General features: G+C 64.1%; 15 protein-coding genes. 2 read left to right on the top strand and 13 right to left on the bottom strand.

Annotation, left to right across the window (positions count from 1 at the left end; translation table 11 throughout):
* Positions 1-66: 66 nt before the first annotated feature.
* The 6 genes from ACIPIJ_RS17805 to ACIPIJ_RS17780 all read right to left on the bottom strand — a co-directional run bounded on the left by ACIPIJ_RS17805 (position 67) and on the right by ACIPIJ_RS17780 (position 6,068).
* Entirely contained in the window at positions 67-1,485 is a 1,419-nt protein-coding gene (locus tag ACIPIJ_RS17805) for an efflux transporter outer membrane subunit (RefSeq protein WP_401079033.1), read from the bottom strand.
* Positions 1,482-2,357 (bottom strand): efflux RND transporter periplasmic adaptor subunit, encoded by an 876-nt coding sequence (locus tag ACIPIJ_RS17800; protein ID WP_401079030.1) that lies wholly within the window; start codon positions 2,355-2,357, stop codon positions 1,482-1,484. Before ACIPIJ_RS17800 ends, ACIPIJ_RS17805 begins: the two co-directional genes overlap by 4 nt.
* Positions 2,354-2,566: a DUF1656 domain-containing protein gene (locus ACIPIJ_RS17795; RefSeq protein ID WP_274908143.1), complete on the bottom strand. Its 213-nt coding sequence runs from the start codon at positions 2,564-2,566 to the stop codon at positions 2,354-2,356. The genes ACIPIJ_RS17800 and ACIPIJ_RS17795 overlap by 4 nt, the downstream gene beginning before the upstream one ends.
* A complete protein-coding gene (locus tag ACIPIJ_RS17790) occupies positions 2,563-4,650 on the bottom strand; it encodes an FUSC family protein (RefSeq protein ID WP_401079027.1) in 2,088 nt (695 codons plus the stop codon). The genes ACIPIJ_RS17795 and ACIPIJ_RS17790 overlap by 4 nt, the downstream gene beginning before the upstream one ends.
* Positions 4,647-5,099: a MarR family winged helix-turn-helix transcriptional regulator gene (locus ACIPIJ_RS17785; protein ID WP_401079024.1), complete on the bottom strand. Its 453-nt coding sequence runs from the start codon at positions 5,097-5,099 to the stop codon at positions 4,647-4,649. Before ACIPIJ_RS17785 ends, ACIPIJ_RS17790 begins: the two co-directional genes overlap by 4 nt.
* Before the next feature lie 174 nt (positions 5,100-5,273).
* Positions 5,274-6,068, bottom strand: coding sequence for a tetratricopeptide repeat protein (locus tag ACIPIJ_RS17780; protein WP_401079021.1), 795 nt, complete (start codon positions 6,066-6,068; stop codon positions 5,274-5,276).
* A 206-nt stretch (positions 6,069-6,274) separates the two neighbouring features.
* Here ACIPIJ_RS17780 and ACIPIJ_RS17775 point away from each other — a divergent pair, with 206 nt between their 5' ends.
* The gene (locus ACIPIJ_RS17775) at positions 6,275-6,832 is read left to right on the top strand and encodes a WYL domain-containing protein (RefSeq protein ID WP_401079018.1); all 558 of its coding nucleotides are present in this window, start codon (positions 6,275-6,277) and stop codon (positions 6,830-6,832) included.
* Between the two features lie 54 nt (positions 6,833-6,886).
* On the opposite strand, the gene ACIPIJ_RS17770 is transcribed toward ACIPIJ_RS17775, so the two are convergent.
* The 7 genes from ACIPIJ_RS17770 to ACIPIJ_RS17740 form a co-directional block, all read right to left on the bottom strand.
* The gene (locus ACIPIJ_RS17770) at positions 6,887-7,750 is read right to left on the bottom strand and encodes an ABC transporter permease (RefSeq protein WP_401079016.1); all 864 of its coding nucleotides are present in this window, start codon (positions 7,748-7,750) and stop codon (positions 6,887-6,889) included.
* A 14-nt stretch (positions 7,751-7,764) separates the two neighbouring features.
* Positions 7,765-8,628, bottom strand: coding sequence for an ABC transporter ATP-binding protein (locus ACIPIJ_RS17765; protein WP_401079013.1), 864 nt, complete (start codon positions 8,626-8,628; stop codon positions 7,765-7,767).
* Between the two features lie 6 nt (positions 8,629-8,634).
* The gene (locus tag ACIPIJ_RS17760; protein ID WP_401079010.1) at positions 8,635-9,654 is read right to left on the bottom strand and encodes an ABC transporter substrate-binding protein; all 1,020 of its coding nucleotides are present in this window, start codon (positions 9,652-9,654) and stop codon (positions 8,635-8,637) included.
* Between the two features lie 17 nt (positions 9,655-9,671).
* Entirely contained in the window at positions 9,672-10,571 is a 900-nt protein-coding gene (locus tag ACIPIJ_RS17755) for a TauD/TfdA dioxygenase family protein (protein WP_401079008.1), read from the bottom strand.
* Between the two features lie 269 nt (positions 10,572-10,840).
* Positions 10,841-12,199 carry an HlyD family type I secretion periplasmic adaptor subunit gene (locus ACIPIJ_RS17750; RefSeq protein ID WP_401079840.1) on the bottom strand — a complete coding sequence of 453 codons (1,359 nt, stop codon included), beginning with the start codon at positions 12,197-12,199 and terminating at the stop codon, positions 10,841-10,843.
* A 7-nt stretch (positions 12,200-12,206) separates the two neighbouring features.
* Positions 12,207-14,363: a type I secretion system permease/ATPase gene (locus ACIPIJ_RS17745; protein WP_401079005.1), complete on the bottom strand. Its 2,157-nt coding sequence runs from the start codon at positions 14,361-14,363 to the stop codon at positions 12,207-12,209.
* A gap of 43 nt (positions 14,364-14,406) precedes the next feature.
* Positions 14,407-15,744: a TolC family outer membrane protein gene (locus ACIPIJ_RS17740; protein ID WP_401079003.1), complete on the bottom strand. Its 1,338-nt coding sequence runs from the start codon at positions 15,742-15,744 to the stop codon at positions 14,407-14,409.
* A gap of 352 nt (positions 15,745-16,096) precedes the next feature.
* Between ACIPIJ_RS17740 and ACIPIJ_RS17735 the strand changes: the two genes are divergently transcribed.
* Positions 16,097-17,333: retention module-containing protein (locus ACIPIJ_RS17735; RefSeq protein ID WP_401079001.1), on the top strand; the 1,237-nt coding region annotated here is incomplete at its 3' end.

Genomic DNA, 17,333 nt, shown 5'->3' with positions numbered 1-17,333 from the left:
CAGGGATTGCACCGAGCCTCGGAGCAGTGCTGTACCTGTGGGAGCCGGCTTGCCGGCGAGTGGGCCTCAAGGCTTGGCGGTATCCTTCCAGCCACCGCCCAGTGCCAGGAACACGCCAATCTGCCCCACCGCCACTTGGCTGTTCGCCGCTGCCAGCTGGGCACGCATGTCGGTGTAGGTCCGCGTTGCCTGCAAGTCCGCCAGGAACGATTCGCGCCCGGCCTGGTAGTAGCGGTGCGTCTGGTCCGCTGCTTCCTTGGCCGACTTCTCCGCCTCGGCCAACGCATCACGCCGGTCCAGCAAGGCGCTGTACTGCGCCAGGCGGGTCTGGGTCTCGCGGATGGCGTTCAGTACCACCCCATCGAAATGCGCCAGCGCGGCTTGAGTCGAAGCCTCAGCCATACGAATGCGCGCACGGGTGCCGTTGGTGGGGATGCTCCAGCTGACCTGCGGGCCAAAGCCCCAGCGGTTGGTTGCAGGCTCGCCCAGGTTCTCGAGAATACCGATGGTGCCGACCTGGGCACCGATGCTGATGTCCGGGTACAGCGCACCGGTGGCCACGCCGATGGTCGCGGTGGCGGCTGCGAGTTGGCGTTCGGCCTGGCGTACGTCGGGGCGGCGTTTGAGCAGTGCGGCACCGTCGCCGACCGGGACCAACTGGTTGAGGTGCGGCAACTCGGCACAATCGGCCGTGCCTGCCGGCAGTTGTTCCACCGGCTTGGCCAGCAGCGCCGCCAGGGTATAGAGGCCCGTTTCACGCTCGGCCTTGAAACGCGGCAACTCGGCGCGCAGCGACTTGAACTGGGTCTGCGAGCGGGTGACCTGGGTTTCGTCGCCGCGGCCCGCATCGCGCAGGCGTTGGTTGAGCTGGACGCTCTGCTGCTGCAGGTCGAGCGACTCGCGGGCGATGTGGTATTCCTCGTTGGCCGAGCACACCTGGGTGTAGGCCTTGACTACATCGGCCACCAGGGTGATGCGCGCGGTGTCGGCAGCGGCCTGTACCGCGTCGGCATTGGCCTTGGCGGCTTCGGTACCACGCTTGAAGGTGCCCCACAGGTCGAACTGGTAAGACGCGCTGATGATTGCCTCGCCGATATTGGCCACCGGCACCTTCTCGGTCAGCAGGAAGGCTTCACCGGACTCCTGCAGGCGCTGCGCACCGGCTTTGACGCCGCCGCTGAAGCCGCCCTGCGATTCGGCCACTTCAACCTGCGCGCGGGCCTTGGCGATGTTGGCCGCTGCCACGCGCAGTTCGGTGTTGGCACTCAGCGCCTGGCGCACCAGCGCGTTGAGCCGTTGATCCTGATACAGCTGCCACCAGTCCTCGGGCACCGGTGCCGACACCACACTGTCGGCATCCTGGCGCAGCGGGCCGTTGAGGTCGCTGCGCTGCACGGCCGCGTCCTTGGGCAGTTCGTAGTCCGGGCCGACCATCATGCAAGCGCCCAGCGACAGGCAGAAACCAGCCAGGATCAGCTGCTTCATGGCTGCTGACCCTCGATGATCGACACCGTGGCGGTGCGCCCGGCGATCATGCGGAAGTCTTCCGGCACTTGGTCGAAGGCGATACGCACCGGGATCCGTTGGGCCAGGCGCACCCAGCTGAACGCCGGGTTGACGTTGGGCAGCAGGTTGGCGCCGCTGCTGCGGTCACGGTCTTCGATGCCAGCGGCGAAGCTCTGCACATGGCCGCGCAGGCGAGTGTTGTCGCCCATCACGCGGATGTCCACGGCATCGCCAATGTGGATGCCACCCAGCTTGGTTTCTTCAAAGTAACCATCGACGTGGTACGAAGCGCTGTCGACCACCGACAGCACCGGGCGGCCAGCAGTGACGAATTCGTGGTTGCGCGGGGCGCGGTCGTTGAGGTAGCCGTCCACCGGGCTGCGCACCACTGAACGGTCGAGGTTGAGCTGGGCGGTGTCCACCGCCACCTGGGCCTCGCTGACCGCCGAGCGGGCACGGGCTTCGCGGGACTGGCTTTCTTCCAGCTGCTCGGCTGCCACCAGGTTGCCCAGCTTGCGGTTGCGCTGGGCTTCGCGGGAGGCCTGGGCCAGGGTTTCCTGACGCTCGCCGAGGGTCGCCTTGGCCTGGCGCAAGGCCAGGGTGAAGCGGTCCTGGTCGATGGTGAACAGCACGTCACCGCGCTTGACGGTCTGGTTGTCGCGCACCTCGACCTTCTGGATCAACCCGGAAACATCCGGGGCGATCTGAATCACGTCGGCACGGATGTGGCCGTCGCGGGTCCAGGGGGCGAACAGGTAGTACACCACCATCTGCCACACGAGCACGGCGGCAAAGGTCACTACCAGCAAGGTCAGGACCACGCGGCCCAAGGTCAGCAAAGGTTTTTTCATGGCAGCATCAGGCTTCGGCAAAAGTGGTCCACCGCGCCAAGCAGCACGGCATACAGGGCAACATTGAACAACGCCCGGTGCCAGACCAGGCGGTAGAAATGCACACGCACCAGCACCGCATGCACCCCAAGAAACAGCAGGTAGGTACCAAACATCATCACCAGCAGCGTGGGCAGGAATACCCCGCTGATATCCAGTTCACCGATCACAGGGGCGCTCCGTCCAGGCCGGGGGGCAGTTGCGGTTGTTCGGCTGGCTCGAGCATCACCTCGACACCCGGCAACAACGCCAGGCGCAGGCCGCTCAGGGCATGCAGCAGGTGGGTGCGGGCATCGCCGCGTTCGTACAACTCATCCAGGTTCAGCGCCAGGCGCGCGCGCTCCATGTTGCGCAGCAGCGCCGCCGGGGCATGCAGGCGCTCGCCGGCGCGCAGGCAGGCGGCGTAGTGGCCGCCGACCTCTTCGATCACCGTTTGCAGGCGCTCACGGGCCTGGCTGCCGGCACGGGGCAGGTAGGCCAGCAGGTCAAGCAGGTTCAGGCCCACACGCAGGTCGCGCAGCGCCACGCCGCTGTCCTGTCCGGTCTGCGACAAGCGCGGCAGGTGCTGCATCAGGCGGTCAAGCATCTGCACGCCGACCTGACGGTGCTCGGCGAGGGTCGCCGGTTCGGTCATCTCGACGATGTCGCGCCAGGCGAAGCGGGTCATGCGCTTGGCCGCCAGTTCGACGCCGAACGGGCGCATCACCAGCGTCCAGATGAAGGCGAACAGCAGCCCCACGGGGCCGGCCAGGTTGGCGTTGAGGAAGCTGAAGAAGTCGGCGTCGTAGGCGCCCTGGATGCTGATGAAGGTCGAGGTGTTGACGATGGTCAGCAAGGTGCCCAAATAGAAACGCGGCTGCACGGTCAGCGTGCCGACGCAGATGAACGGCACGGCGAAGGCAAGCACCAGCATCGGGAAGTCGTGCAGGTTGGGCAGCACCAGGAACAGGTACAGGCTGGAGAAGATCACCGACATCAACGTCCAGAAGAAGAACCGGTAGATCTGCGGTGCCGGGTCGTCCATCGCAGCGAAGAAGCTGCACGACACGGCGGCCAGGATCACCGCGCTGGCGCCGTCGTTCCAGCCCAGGCCGATCCACAGGCCGCAGGCAACGATGATTGCCAGCACGGTGGACAGCACCGAGTAGAGCATCAGGCCACGGTCGAAGAACGGCGTCAGGCGCCCCAGGCGCCAGTGGCGGTACACCGCACGCCACGGCTTGGGGTCATCGGTGCGCAGGGCATGTTGCAGGGTGCAGCAGTCCTGCCAGAGGTCGGCCCATTCGGTCAGGCGGTAAAGCGCGTTGGACAGCAGCAACTCGGCGCGCTGGTCGAGCGCGGCGGCGCCGGGTTGCAGGCGGTCGATCTGCTCGTGCAGGGCGGCCCAGCGTGCGACCGAGGCATTGTCGGCGGTGCCTTTGAGCCATTCGCGGGCGCCGTCGAGCACCGGTTGCAGCTGGGCGAATTGCGCAGGGGCACGCCCTTCGAGCGCCACCAGGGCATCGTCGAGGGCATCGATCACCGGCAGCAGGTGGATCATCCGCCCGCGCAGTTCGCGGGCGTTCTTCAGGGTATGCGGGCCGGCACCCTCGTGGCCGAGCTGGCCAATCATCAACTCCAGCGAATTGAACGTGGCGACCATGGAACCGCGCATGCCGCCCACCTTGTCGGCGGCCACATCACGGGCGAGGTAGGTATCGCTGTAGCGGATCGCTTCGCCGAACCAGCTGCCCGTGGCGCCGACCACCACCGGCGCCAGCCGGCGTGGCCAGAAGATCGCGCCAACGACTGCGGCGCAGACAATCCCCAGGCAGATTTCCTGCGCACGGGACGAGGCTACGTCGAACACCGCCAACGGGTTGTCAACCACCGCCAAGGCGATCATCGGCAGCGTGTAGCCAGCCAGCATCAGCACGTAGTTGTTGGCCGTGCGCAGGTTCAGTGACAGGTACAGCAGGGTGCCTGTCCACAAGGCGATGGCGACCGTCAGCAACAAGGGCGACTGCACCAGGGGCGGCACCAGGAAGATGGCACCGCCGGCACCCAGCAGCGTGCCCACGGCGCGGTACAGCGCCTTGGAGCTGGTTGGCCCGACAAACGGGCTGGAGACGATATAGACGGTGGCCATCGCCCAGTACGGGCGCGGCAGCTGCATCAACAAGGCGATGTACAGGGCGATCATCGACGCGGCAAAGGTGCGCACGCCGTAGAACCAGTCGCGAGCGGGCGGTACCGAACTGAAGAAACCGTTCATGCCACCCCGCCAGTGCCGCCCAGGCCTGCGGCCTCGAAGGCGCGCAGCACGCGCAAGGCAGCTTGCAGGTCGGCCTCGTCGATGCCCTGCAGCACGTCGTGGCGTACACGCACCAGTTCGGCTTCGATGGCTTCGGCCAGGGCGCGGCCTTCGGTGGTGAGGCTCAGGGCCTTGGCGCGGCGGTCGAGGGGGTCCTCGCTGCGGCACACCAGGCCGGCCTTGCACAGCTGGTCGAGCAGGCGCACCAGCGATGGGCTTTCCAGGCCCGCAGCCTGGGCCACGGCGACCTGGTGCACGCCATCGCCCAGGCGCACGATCATCAGCAGGGGGGCGGCGCAGGCCTCGGAGATACCGTAGCTGGTCAAGGCCGTATGGCAGATCCGCCGCCAATGGCGGGCGGCAACGACCATGCCGGTGCTGACTTGCAGGCGCAGGGAATCAAGCGTCATCTGAGGAACCAAGGATATTCATAGTTTGCTAACTATCAATATACGCCTGGCCCTCCCCCTCTCGTCAACCGGGGGCGACGGGGGGGTTGGATGAATTGTTGTTCATTTGGCAGTTTCTACGGCCACTGTTCAGGCCTCTTCGCGGGTTTAGCCGCGAAGAAGCCAATCCATCAGTCAGGGCTGGATCTGGTCCTCCAGCTTCATCGCCAACGCCAGTGTGCTGCCCATTTGCACTGCCCGATCCCGCCAATCCAGATACCGCGCGCCATCCCGCCTGCTGAAATGCACCGCCAGTTCCTCGGCCGCCTGCATCACCCCGGTCGCCGCCGCCAACTCCAGCCAATACAGCGCCGCCTTGGTATCGGCGTCCACATGCAAACCATGTAACAGCCGGTAGCCCACCTCGAACCGGCAGCGCGCTTCGCCGCGCTCTGCACCACGAAGAAACCACTGATAAGCCTGGGCCAGGTCGACCTGCCAGCCAAACTCGGCATCGCAGACCTCTTCCTCGTACAGGTCACCCAGCGCGGCGGCGGCATGCAGCATGCCCCGGTCAAAGGCCTGGCGATAACACTCCGCAGCCTGCACGTAGGAGACCTCGATACCTTTGCCGAAGTAGTGCTGCTGCCCCAGGTTGAACCAGGCTGCGGCATTCCCCTGCAAAGCGGCCATGCGCAGCAGATGCCCGGCCAGCACCGTGTCGGCACGCCAGTACTTGCCATTGAGCCAGACCCAGCCGAGGTCATTGAGCGCTGCCACGTTGCCGGCCAGCGCCTGCTGGCGCAGGTCGGCGAACACCGCCTGCAGGTCCGCCGCTTCGTCCAGGCGGCTGACCAGCAGCGCCCGTTGGCTAGGCAACCCTACGCCGGCGAACAGCCGCTGCCGCCTCCCGGCAGGTGTCGGGGCGGGAATGACCTGCTCTGGCAGCAGACGGGCGAGCAGCGAATGGATATTGCTGACAGCAGACATGTTCATCCTCATTGAACGACCCACAGCCCCGACCGCGGCTGTGATGAGGCGTGATTCTGCGCGACGTCACGTCAAAACCTGTCGCGAACGATTCGGCGCAAGGCAACCAAATGGCGGAACCTTGATCTGAGGGGGTCGTGGCTAATTGCCATGACCTGCTCATGCCGCCATCCTGATGCGGCAAGCCTAGACAAGGACGTTACCTTTTGCCGTTCGCCACGACCCGCGCCACCCTCAGCCGTCAGTGGGCGCTGCTGCGCCAACTACCCAGCCGCTCGCCGGGCATCACCAGCGCCGAGCTGGTGTGGCGCCTGCGTGATGTGGGCTTCAATGTCAGCAAACGCACAGTGGAGCGCGACCTCAACGAGCTGTCGCTGATCTTCCCGCTGGAGCGTAATGACAAGAGCATTCCGTTTGGTTGGCATTGGTCGGCGAGTGCCGTGGGCGAGTTGCGAGGGAACTTCGATCTGCAGGGATATCTACGGGGTGAAACGCTACAGCCGCCGCAAGGTGATGGGCTGGAGCTGCAAGCCTGGGTCAGCGACCCGGTGGCGCGGCAGCTACGGGACACGCCTTTGAGCGCGGATATGCGCCTGACGGCCCTGGAGCAGGGGCATCGGCTGCAGGCAACGGTGGAGGATGGCTGGGCGCTGCGCTGGTGGGTGTTGAGCCAGGGGGATGGGGTAAAGGTGGAGCAGCCGGTAGGGCTGCGGGATGAGATCGCCAAAACCCTGAGCAGTGCGGCCGCCCAGTACCAGAACTAGTTGCCTGCACCGCCCCATCGCCGGCTTGCCGGCGAAGGAGCCATTACAGGCTTTTTACCGCTGCATGCCCCAGCGCCGAACCGTCAGCCGCTCCAGGGTATTGAACACCAGCCCTTCGACCAGCAGGCCGATCAGGATCACCACCGCCAGCCCGGCAAACACCTTGTCGGTATACAGCTCGTTGCGGTTCTGGAAGATGTACCAGCCCAACCCGCCCTTGCCGCTGCTGGCACCGAACACCAGCTCGGCGGCGATCAAGGTACGCCAGGCAAACGCCCAGCCGATTTTCAGCCCGGACAGGATCGACGGCAGCGCAGCAGGCACCAGGATGTGCAGCACCAGCCTCAGCCCTTTCAGGCCATAGTTGCGCCCGGCCATGCGCAGGGTCTCCGACACGCCGAGAAAGCCTGCGTAGGTATTCAGCGCCAGCGCCCAGAGCACCGAGTGCACCAGCACGAAGATCAGGCTGTTGTCGCCCAGCCCAAACCACAGCAAGGCCAGCGGCAGCAGGGCGATCGCCGGCAATGGGTTGAACATCGAGGTCAGCGTGCCCAGCAGGTCACGCCCCAGCTGTGTCGACACGGCCAAGCTGGTCAGGCCGAAGGCCAGGATGATACCCAACAGGTAACCCTTGAGCAGGATCACCAGCGACACGCCGACCTTGGCCGGCAATTCGCCGCTGACCAGGCCGTCCCACAGCGCTGCCGCCGTCTGCAGGAACGTCGGCAGCAGCAAGTCATTGCCCTGGTAGCGGGCGATGGCTTCCCACAGCGCAGCGATCACCACGAGGATCACCGCCTTGCGCAACCAACCCTGCTGCCACAGGCGCTGGGCCAGCGGCAGGTTGCGTTCAAGAGGCACACTGAGCAGCGGCTCCAGCTGCACCTCGTATTCCTGACGTACAGGTCTAGTGGTCATGACTGAAGCTCCTGTCAGTAGGCGATGCGGATGTCGTTGAAGCCCAGGTCGTCTGGTTGCTCGGGGGCCTCGGCCTCGTCGAACAGCAGGCGATGGATACGCCGTGCGCTGGCCTGGAAGTCACTCGCACCCAGGCTGCCGAGGTCGTACTGGTGGCTGTGCACCTCAGCCCGCACCCGCCCCGGGTGCGGCGACAGCAGCAGGATGCGGTTACCGACCACCAGCGCCTCCTCGATGGAGTGGGTGACGAACAGCAAGGTGAAGCGCACTTCCTCCCACAGCAGCAGCAGTTCTTCCTGCATCTTGCGGCGGGTCAGCGCATCGAGCGCGGCGAACGGCTCGTCCATCAGCAGGATCTTCGGTTGCGTGGCCAGCGCCCGGGCGATGGCCACACGCGCTTTCATCCCGCCCGACAGGGTGTGCGGGTAGGCGTCGGCAAATGCCGCCAGGCCAACCTTGTCCAGGTAATGCAACGCCCGCTCTTCGGCCTCGGCGCGCTTGAGCTGGCCCGACACCCGCAACGGGAACATGACGTTCTGCTTCACCGTCTTCCACGGCGGCAGCTGGTCGAACTCCTGAAACACCACGATGCGATCGGGGCCTGGGCCGTTGACCGGCTGGCCCTGCAGCAGGATCTGCCCTTCCTGTGGGCTGATAAACCCGGCCACGGCCTTGAGCAGCGTGGATTTGCCGCACCCCGAGGGGCCCAGCAATACGAACCGGTCGGCACGGTCGACTTCGAAGCTGACCTGGTGGGTGGCCCGCACCACGCGCTGCGCGGTGCGGTATTCGAGGCTCAGGTTGTCCACCTGAAGTAATGGCGGTGTCGCGACACGGCTCAGGTTGCTGGCCGTGTGGCCTGGCAATGGGGCGGTCATGATCGGTCAGCTCCCTTGCAGCGGGCGTTCATCCTGGAAGAAGTAGTCCTTCCACGATTCCGGCTTGTGCTTGATGGCGCCCACTCGATAGAGGAAGTCGGCCAGCTTGTAGGTGTTTTTCGGTGTGACGGTGAACTCGTACTGCGGGTTGTCGATCAGCTTGATCAGCGCGTCGCGGTCGATCTTGGCCTTGGTCACGCGGATGTAGGTGTCCGCCGCAGCTGCCTTGTCTTTCTGCGCGAAGTCCGCAGCCTCTGCCAAGGCATCGACGAAGGCTTTGTAGGTCTTGGGGTTGTCGTTGCGGAATTTTTCGGTGGCGAACAGCAGCGTCGGCGAGTTGGGGCCCAGCAGGTCATAGCTGTTGAGCACCACGTGCACGTCCTTGTTGGCCAGCGCCTGGTCCTGGAACGGCGGGTTGGAGAAGTGCCCGTTGAGCTCGGTGCCGCCGGCCAGCAAGGCGGCGGTGGCGTCCGGGTGCGGCACGGCCAGGGTGTACTTGTCGAGGCGGTTGTATTCCTTGTCGCCCCACTGCTGGGCGGCGGCGTACTGCAGGAAGCGCGACTGCACCGAGACACTCACGGCCGGCACGGCAATGCGGTCCTTGTCGGAGATGTCGGCGATGGTCTTCACATTCGGGTTGCTGCTGACCAGGTAGTACGGGAAGTTGCCCAGCGAAGCCACGGCCTTGACGTTCTGCCGGCCTTTGGTACGGTCCCACACGGTCAGCAGCGGGCCGACGCCGGCACCGGCGATGTCGACCGAACCGGACAGCAGCGCATCGTTGATCGCCGCGCCGCCCGACAGCTGGGCCCAATCGACTTTGATGTCGATGCCTTGCTCCTTGCCGTGCTTCTCGATCAGGTGCTGGTCACGCACCACGTTGAGCAACAGGTAGACGATGCCGAACTGTTCGGCGATACGGATCTCGCCTTCAGCATGGGCCACGGTGGGCGCCGCAAGGCTGCCGACGACCAGGCTTGCGCCCAGGCCGATGCTTGCCGCCAGGCGGCTGATGGATTTACGCATGATGGATTCCTCAGTCGTCAGAACGGGGCATCGCCCTGGATGGTGGTGCGGAACAGTTTGCGTCGCAGGTGCCCGGGGCAGCCTGCGGCCAGGTGGATCAACGAACGGTTGTCCCAGAACACCAGGTCGTGGGGCTGCCATTGGTGGCGGTAGATGTTCTGCTCCAGCACGCTCAGGGCATACAGCTGCTGCAGCACGTCGCGGCTTTCGTCATCCGGCAGGCCGACGATACGGGTGGTGAAACCTTCGCTGACGAACAGCGCCTTGCGGCCGTTTTCAGGGTGGGTACGCACCACCGGATGGATGACTTCCTTGACCTGCGCCAGTTGCTCTGCGGTGAGGGTCGGGCGCCAGTTACCTTCGAACTTGGTCTCGGCATAACGGGCGGTGTAGGAGTGAGCGGCGCTGCGGCCCTCGACCACCTGGCGCAGCGCTTCAGGCACTGCGTCCCAGGCTTTGTGCATGTCGGCGAACAGGGTATCGCCGCCTTCGCTGGGCAGCTCCTGGGCGTGCAGCATGGAGCCGAGGCTGGGGAGTTCCTTGTACGACAGGTCCGAGTGCCAGAACTTGCCGGCATCGCCCAGGCCGATGTTCTGGCCGTTCTCGACAATGTTGGAGACGATCAGGATCTCGGGGTGGCCGGCGAGCAGGAACTGTTTGAGCACATGGATCTGCAGCTCGCCGAAGCGGCGGCTGAAGGCGATCTGTTGTTCAGGGCTGATGCGCTGGTCGCGGAACACCAGCACATGGTGGTCGAGGTGGGCGCGATGAATACGCTGGAAATCCTCGGCGGTGACTGGTTTGGCCAGGTCCAGGCCGATGATCTCGGCGCCGACGGCACCGGAGAACGGGCGGATTTCGAAGATTTGCGGCTGGGCGCTGTCGATGGACGACAAGGCGTTCGAGGCGGCGGACATTGTTCACTCCCACGCAGTGCGCGACTTCAAGGCGCGCAACGATCAGAAACGCACGGGGATTTCCCGTGTGGGTTCAAGTCGTGCGGCGCATCGATTGGTCGACGGGTACGCAGTGGGGTGACTATAAAGTCATAAGAAGAATAATTTAAATACCGTTAAAGAATAACGATATGAAGGGGGCCTTGCCCAATTTTGGTGCTGTCCGTGCTGGCCTCTTCGCGGGCCTGCCCGCGAAGAGGCCAGTCAAGGCCATGAAGGTGAGCCAGCGATCAGCGCTCGCGCAGGGCCTCCGAGCGGGCTTTCATGATCGGCTTGAGCAGGTAGCTCATGATGGTCTTCTTGCCGGTCATGATATCCACCGTGGCCACCATCCCGGGGATGATCAGCAACGGTTTCTCATCGGTGCCCAGGTGGCTTTTATCGGTACGCAGCTTGATCAGGTAATAGGTGGTCTTCTTGTCTTCATCGGTGATGGTATCGGCACCGATCTGCTCCAGCTTCGCCTTCATCCCACCATAGATGGTGTAGTCATAGGCGGTGAACTTGACCGTCGCTTCCTGGCCCGGATGGAGGAAGGCGATGTCCTTGGGCAGGATCTTCGCCTCGATTACCAAGGTGTCGTCCAGTGGCACGATCTCGATGATGTCGCTGCCCGGCTGGATCACACCGCCGACGGTGTTGACCAGCAACTGCTTGACGATACCGCGCACCGGCGAGGTGACCATGGTACGGCTGACCCGATCATCCAGCGCCTTGCCCGTGGCGGTGGCCTTGTTCAGCTCGGTACGGGCTTCGTTCAGCTGGGTCAGTGCCTCGCTGCGGAACTTGCCGCGGGTTTCCTCGATCTTGCTCTGCACTTCCTTGATGGCCGCTTCCGCACGGGGGATGGCCAATGCGGTGGAGTCCATCTGGCCGCGGTTTTCCACTTCAGCGCGGCGCAGGCGCAACACTTCAACCTGGGAAATCGCACCCTGGGCCACCAGTGGCTCAGACATGGCGATCTCCTGGCGCAGCAACTGCAGGCTGTTGGCGTACTGGGCGCGCTTGGAGGTGAACTCGCGCAATTCCTGCTGCTTCTGCACCAGTTGCTGCTCCAGGCCGCTGATCTCGTCCTGCAACTGCTGGCGCCGGCTCTGGTACAGCGACTGCTCGCTGGCGGCCTGGCTGGGGGCGGCCTTGCGCAGCTCTTCGTCGATTTGCAGCGGTTTGTCGTCCACCTCGGCACTCAGGCGCTGCACGCGCAGGGCCATGGCCAGGCGCGACGCCTCGGTTTCGTCGACATTGGAAGCAAAGCGGGTTTCATCCAGGCGCAGCAGCGGCTGGCCGATCTCGACGATCTCCCCTTCCTTGGCGTAGATCTGGGCGACGATGCCGCCCTCCAGGTTCTGGATTTTCTGCACCTTGGAGGACGGGATGGCCTTGCCTTCACCGCGCGTGACCTCGTCGATGGGTGCCACGCTGGCCCAGATGATCATGACCAGGAAGAAGGCGATGATGCCCCAGATGGTCAGGCGTACGATGCGTGGCGCATCTTCGATCAGCGCCTTGTTGACTTCGGGCAAGGGTTGCCCGGCCAGTGACTCGGAGCCCTTGAAGTAGCGGCGCAGATTGTCCTTGAAACGCCCCATACCCAGCTTATGCAACACTGATCTGCCCCTTCTTCAGCGCATCCATGACGGCGGCTTTCGGGCCATCCGCGACGATCTGTCCACGGTCGATGACGATTAACCGGTCCACCAGCGACAACAACGACGCCCGGTGCGTGACCAGCAATACCGTCTTGCCTTCGACCACCGCGCTCAGGCGCTGCTTGAGGCGCTCTTCGCCGGTGTTGTCCATGGCACTGGTGGGCTCGTCGAGCAGCAGGATCTGCGGGTTGAGCAGCAACGCACGGCCCAAGGCGACGTTCTGCCGCTGGCCACCGGAAAGGTTCTGGCCACGCTCGCCGACCTGCAGCTCGTAGCCGTCGGGGTGCAGGCGGGCGAACTCATGCACCCCGGCCAGTTCGGCGGCCTGCAGGATCAGCTCGTCCTCGATGTAGCGGGCGCCGCTGACCAGGTTGTCGCGCAGGGTGCCGGCCAGCAGTTGGATGTCCTGGGGCACGTAGCCGATGTTGTGGCGCAACTCGCTGACGTCGATCTGGCGGATGTCCACGCCATCGACCAGCAAGGAGCCGTTGTCCGGTTCATACAGACCGACGATGAGCTTGGCCAGCGAGCTCTTGCCCGAGCCGCTGCGGCCGATGATGCCGACCTTTTCGCCAGGGCGAATAGTCAAGTTGATGCCCTTGAGCGCCTGGTTCTGCTGGTTGGGGTAGGTGAACTCGACGCCGCGGAATTCGACCGCGCCCTGCAGCACCTGCCGGCTCAGCGGGCGCTCTTCGAAGTTGCGCTCCTGCGGCAGCTCCATCATCTGGTCAGTGGCGACCATGGTCACCTTGGCCTGCTGGTAACGCGCCAGCAGCCCGTTCAGCGAGCTCAACGGGCCGAGTGCACGGCCGCTGAGCATGTAGCAGGCCACCAGGCCGCCCATGCTCAGGTTGCCGTCGATGATCAGGTACACGCCGACGCAGATCATCGCCACGCCCGCCAGCTGCTGGATCAGCAGGGTGATGTTCATGGCCAGGCTCGACAACACCTTCACCCGCAGTTCCAGGCGGCTGAGGGTGCCGAGGGTCTGCTCCCACATGTACTGGCGCTCGCTCTCGGCGTTGTTGACCTTGACCGCGTCCAGCCCAGCCAGGGTTTCGATCAGGCTCGACTGACGCTCCGAGGCCAGCGCCATGGTGCGTTCCATGGTCGCCATCAGCGGCTTCTGCAGGGCATAGCCGATGCCCAGGGCCAATGGGAAGGCAAGGATCGGGATCCACACCAGGTGCCCGCCGATGATGGCGATGACCAGCAGGATCAGCAGGGTGAACGGCAGGTCGATCAGCGTAGTGAGCGTGAGCGAGGCGAGGAAATCACGCAGGCCCTGAAACTCGTGGATATTCTGGGCAAAGCTGCCGACCCGCGCCGGGCGGTACTTCATCGACATGCCGACAATACGCTCGAACAGCGTCGCCGAGATGATCAGGTCGGTCTTCTTGCCGGCAAGGTCCAGGCACAGGCCGCGCAGGCCCTTGAGAATCAGGTCGAACAGGTAGGCGAAACCGATGCCTGCAGCCAGTACCCACAGCGTCGAGGTGGCCTGGTTGGGCACCACGCGGTCATACACGTTCATCACGAACAGCGGCGCCGCCAAGGCAATCAGGTTGATGACCAGGCTGGCGGCGATGGCATCGATATACAGCCATTTGCTGCGCAACAGCGTATCGCGGAACCAGGACTTGGCCCGCGGTATGAGGTTGCCGTGGTTGACGTCGAACTTGTGCTGCGGCTGGGCGAAGAACACCTTGCCGCTGTAGTCGTCCTGCAGGGCATCGCGGCTGACCAGCACCTCACCGCCGTCGCTCTCGCTGAGCAGCAGGCGCGCGGTGTCGTCATTCTCCCAGCCCAGAAGAACGGCGCTGCGGCCCTCCTTGAGCAGCAGCATGGCCGGCATGGCGATCTTCGGGATCTGCTCCAGCTTGCGCTGCAGCAGGCGCCCCTGCAGGCCGGCCCGGGCAGCGGCACGCGGCAGCAGCTCGGGGCTCAAGCGCTGCGCGGGCAACGGCAGGCCGGTGGTCAGCATGGCCCGGCTGGCGGGCTTCTGATGCAGGACACACAGGGTCAGCAGACTGTCCAGCAAGGGATCGTCATGCTGACTGCGTGGATCGTGGCTGAGTTGGACTCGACTGACTTCGGATTCCACGCGGCGCTCTCTTCATCCTTGCGGTAGATGGTGCGGGTGCGCCTCAGTTCAAGCCGGGCAGGTTCACTCGCGGTTTCAGGTCATTCTGCACAACGGTGGCCATCGGTGCTACGACGCCCTGGCTCTTGAGCAGTTGACCAATGGTCGCCTTGATTCGGTATTGAGTAAACAATTGTATGTTCTTCACTTCCACCAGACGACGCTGGGCAGTGAAGGTTTCATTTTCGCTGTCGAGCAGGTCGAGCAGCGTACGCTCACCCAGGCTGAACTGCTGCTGGTAGGCGCTACGCACTCGGTTACTGTGGTCGACGTACTGCTGGGCGATCGGCACCTGGGCGTTGGCATTCTCTTGCGCATTCCAGGCCAGACCCAGCTCTTCATTGAGCTGGCGCAGGGCGTTGTTGCGGATGTCCAGCGCCTGGTTGGCCAGGTACGACTTGGATTCCAGGTCGGCCTTGTTGCTGCCACCGGCATACAGGTTGAAGTTCATGCGCAGCATGGCCTGCCACTCGTTGTTGTGGCCGACGGTGCCGTCTATGTTGTTATCGGCCGTTCGTCCAAGCTCTGCATCGAAGCGTGGATAAAAACTCGACTTGGCGGCGTCGTACTGCTTTTCAGCTGCGGCGATGTCCGACTCGGCCGAACGCAACACCGGGCTGCTTTCCACCATCTGCGCACGCGCTTCATCCAGCGACGCCGGCAGCAGGTCGATGAACGGCGCAGGGGCACTGAGTTCGTCCGGCATCTGGCCAACCACGCTCAGGTAGTTGGTGTTGGCATCAGCCAGGTTGGTCTGCTCGGTGATCAGGTTGTTGCGGGCCTGGGCCAGGCGCGCCTCGGCCTGGTCGAGGTCGGCAAGGCGGCCGACACCACGGCTGGTACGCAAGGAGATCTGGTCGAGGATGCGTTCGTGATTGCGCAGGTTTTCCTGGGCCAGGCGCACCATCTCGCGGCGCGTGAGGACATCCAGGTAGACCTGGGCCACGTCGAGCGCGGTGCGTTCGGAGGTACCCATCAGCGAGTAGGCACGGGCATTGGCGGTGGCTTGTTGACGGCCCACCTCGCTGGAGGTGGCAAAACCGTCAAATACCATCTGGCGCAGTCGGATTGCTGACTCACCACGGTTGAGGGTTTCCCAACGGTTGCCGGTGCTAGGGCTATCGGTGCCTTCGCGGCCGTAGCCGGCGGTCACGTCGACCCGCGGCAAATAGCCGCCCTTGGCAGCCCGCAGTTGATAGTCCGCAGCGACCCGGGCGTTGACCCCGGCCTGGATTTCCGGGTGCACCTCGAGGGCTTTCTGCATGGCTTCGGGCAAGGTTTGTGCTTGTACGAAAGAGGCGGCAAAGGCGAGTGGAAGAGCGGTAAACAGTGACGCACGCATTTTTTACTGATCCCCGAGGGCGCTGTTGTCCTGAATCACGGTCGAAGCGGTTCAGGCCTGGAAAATGGCAACCTGATTTGACCGATGAGCAGCTTCCGAAGGGGCACTGGTATTAGTACTAAAGGAAGGGATGGCAAACGTTCAAATATCAATGTGACATTACATTGCCGATTGTTTAGGATGGCGACCATAAGGTCAATAGTTTGGCATAAAGTTAATCGCCGACAGTTATAGACGGGTTTTTGACGTCAAATATGTCGGAAATATTATCGACACCCATTCCGTCAGCAGCGGCCCACGCATGCCGCTCGGAACATGGAAACAGATCACATCGGGTAACCCGGAGAGTCTAATGAGCAGCGTTGTTGCCATCGTTAAAAGCATTGTTGGCCAAGTCATCGCAGTATCCCCAGAAGGCATCCGGCGCGTATTGATCGAGGGCGATCGCCTGCTGGCTGGTGAAGAAGTTTTCACCGGCCCGGGCGGCGCCGTTACCCTTGAGCTGGCCGATGGCCGCTTGCTCGACCTGGGCCGTGATACCCAGTGGAGCGCCGATGCGCCCGACAGCAGCACTGACCTGAACCAGGCCACTGCGCAGGCAGCACCGTCGGTGGAAGAACTGCAGCAGGCGATTGCCTCGGGTGTCGACCCGACTACCGAGCTGGAGGCTCCCGCAGCCGGCGCCGCCGCGGGTGGTGGTGGCGCAGCAGGTGGCGGCCACAGTTTCGTGATGCTCGATGCCACGGCGGGCAGCGTGGACCCGACCATTGGCTTCCCAACCGACCCCCTGGCCTTTGCCGCCGGGCTGGACACGGAAGAAACAGGTGCGCTGGATACCAACGCCAATGCCCTGATTGATACCGGGCTTACCCTGAGCGCCACCCCTTCCATTTCCGAAGCGGGTGGCGTAATCGTCTATACCGCCACCGTTGGCCAGGCACCGTCCGCGAACCTGACCGTGACCCTGTCGAACGGCGCGGTGATCATCATTCCCGCCGGGCAGACCAGCGGCAGCGTCAATGTGAACATCCCGGCGAACGACACGCCGTACATTGATGGCGGCCAGATTTCCACGACCGTTACCGGTACGACGGGGGGTGGCAACCTGATCGTGACGCTGCCGCAAAACCCGGCGGTTACGCAAATTACAGATACTGTCGATACCACCACTGCCACCCTCACCGCGTCGCCAAGCGTGACCGAAGGCGGCGTGATCACCTACACCGTGACCCTGAGCAACCCTGCCCAGACCCCGGTGACCGTGACCCTGTCCAATGGCCAGACCATCACCGTTGAAGCGGGCAAGACCACCGGCACCGTGGACTTCCAGACTCCGGCCAATGACGTTTACAACAATGGCTCGACGGTCAGCACCACCATCACCGGCGCTACCGGTGGCAACTTCGAGCAACTGACGCCGAACCCGGCGCCTGCCGAGACCGTGATCAACGACTCGGTCGACACCACCACCGCCACCCTCACCGCGTCGCCGAGCGTGACCGAAGGCGGCGTGATCACCTACACCGTGACCCTGAGCAACCCTGCCCAGACCCCGGTGACCGTGACCCTGTCCAATGGCCAGACCATCA

The organism is Pseudomonas sp. NPDC087185, from assembly GCF_044744955.1.
Classification (GTDB): Bacteria; Pseudomonadota; Gammaproteobacteria; order Pseudomonadales; family Pseudomonadaceae; genus Aquipseudomonas.
This window is presented reverse-complemented; position numbering and strand designations above follow the sequence as displayed.

What these genes read in the sequence shown, in the direction of transcription:
- ACIPIJ_RS17805 (WP_401079033.1), bottom strand. Translation starts at nt 1,485, where the DNA reads ATGAAGCAGCTGATCCTGGCTGGTTTCTGCCTGTCGCTGGGCGCTTGC.
- ACIPIJ_RS17800 (WP_401079030.1), bottom strand. Translation starts at nt 2,357, where the DNA reads ATGAAAAAACCTTTGCTGACCTTGGGCCGCGTGGTCCTGACCTTGCTG.
- ACIPIJ_RS17790 (WP_401079027.1), bottom strand. Translation starts at nt 4,650, where the DNA reads ATGAACGGTTTCTTCAGTTCGGTACCGCCCGCTCGCGACTGGTTCTAC.
- ACIPIJ_RS17785 (WP_401079024.1), bottom strand. Translation starts at nt 5,099, where the DNA reads ATGACGCTTGATTCCCTGCGCCTGCAAGTCAGCACCGGCATGGTCGTT.
- ACIPIJ_RS17780 (WP_401079021.1), bottom strand. Translation starts at nt 6,068, where the DNA reads ATGTCTGCTGTCAGCAATATCCATTCGCTGCTCGCCCGTCTGCTGCCA.
- ACIPIJ_RS17770 (WP_401079016.1), bottom strand. Translation starts at nt 7,750, where the DNA reads ATGACCACTAGACCTGTACGTCAGGAATACGAGGTGCAGCTGGAGCCG.
- ACIPIJ_RS17765 (WP_401079013.1), bottom strand. Translation starts at nt 8,628, where the DNA reads ATGACCGCCCCATTGCCAGGCCACACGGCCAGCAACCTGAGCCGTGTC.
- ACIPIJ_RS17760 (WP_401079010.1), bottom strand. Translation starts at nt 9,654, where the DNA reads ATGCGTAAATCCATCAGCCGCCTGGCGGCAAGCATCGGCCTGGGCGCA.
- ACIPIJ_RS17755 (WP_401079008.1), bottom strand. Translation starts at nt 10,571, where the DNA reads ATGTCCGCCGCCTCGAACGCCTTGTCGTCCATCGACAGCGCCCAGCCG.
- ACIPIJ_RS17750 (WP_401079840.1), bottom strand. Translation starts at nt 12,199, where the DNA reads ATGGGGCGTTTCAAGGACAATCTGCGCCGCTACTTCAAGGGCTCCGAG.
- ACIPIJ_RS17740 (WP_401079003.1), bottom strand. Translation starts at nt 15,744, where the DNA reads ATGCGTGCGTCACTGTTTACCGCTCTTCCACTCGCCTTTGCCGCCTCT.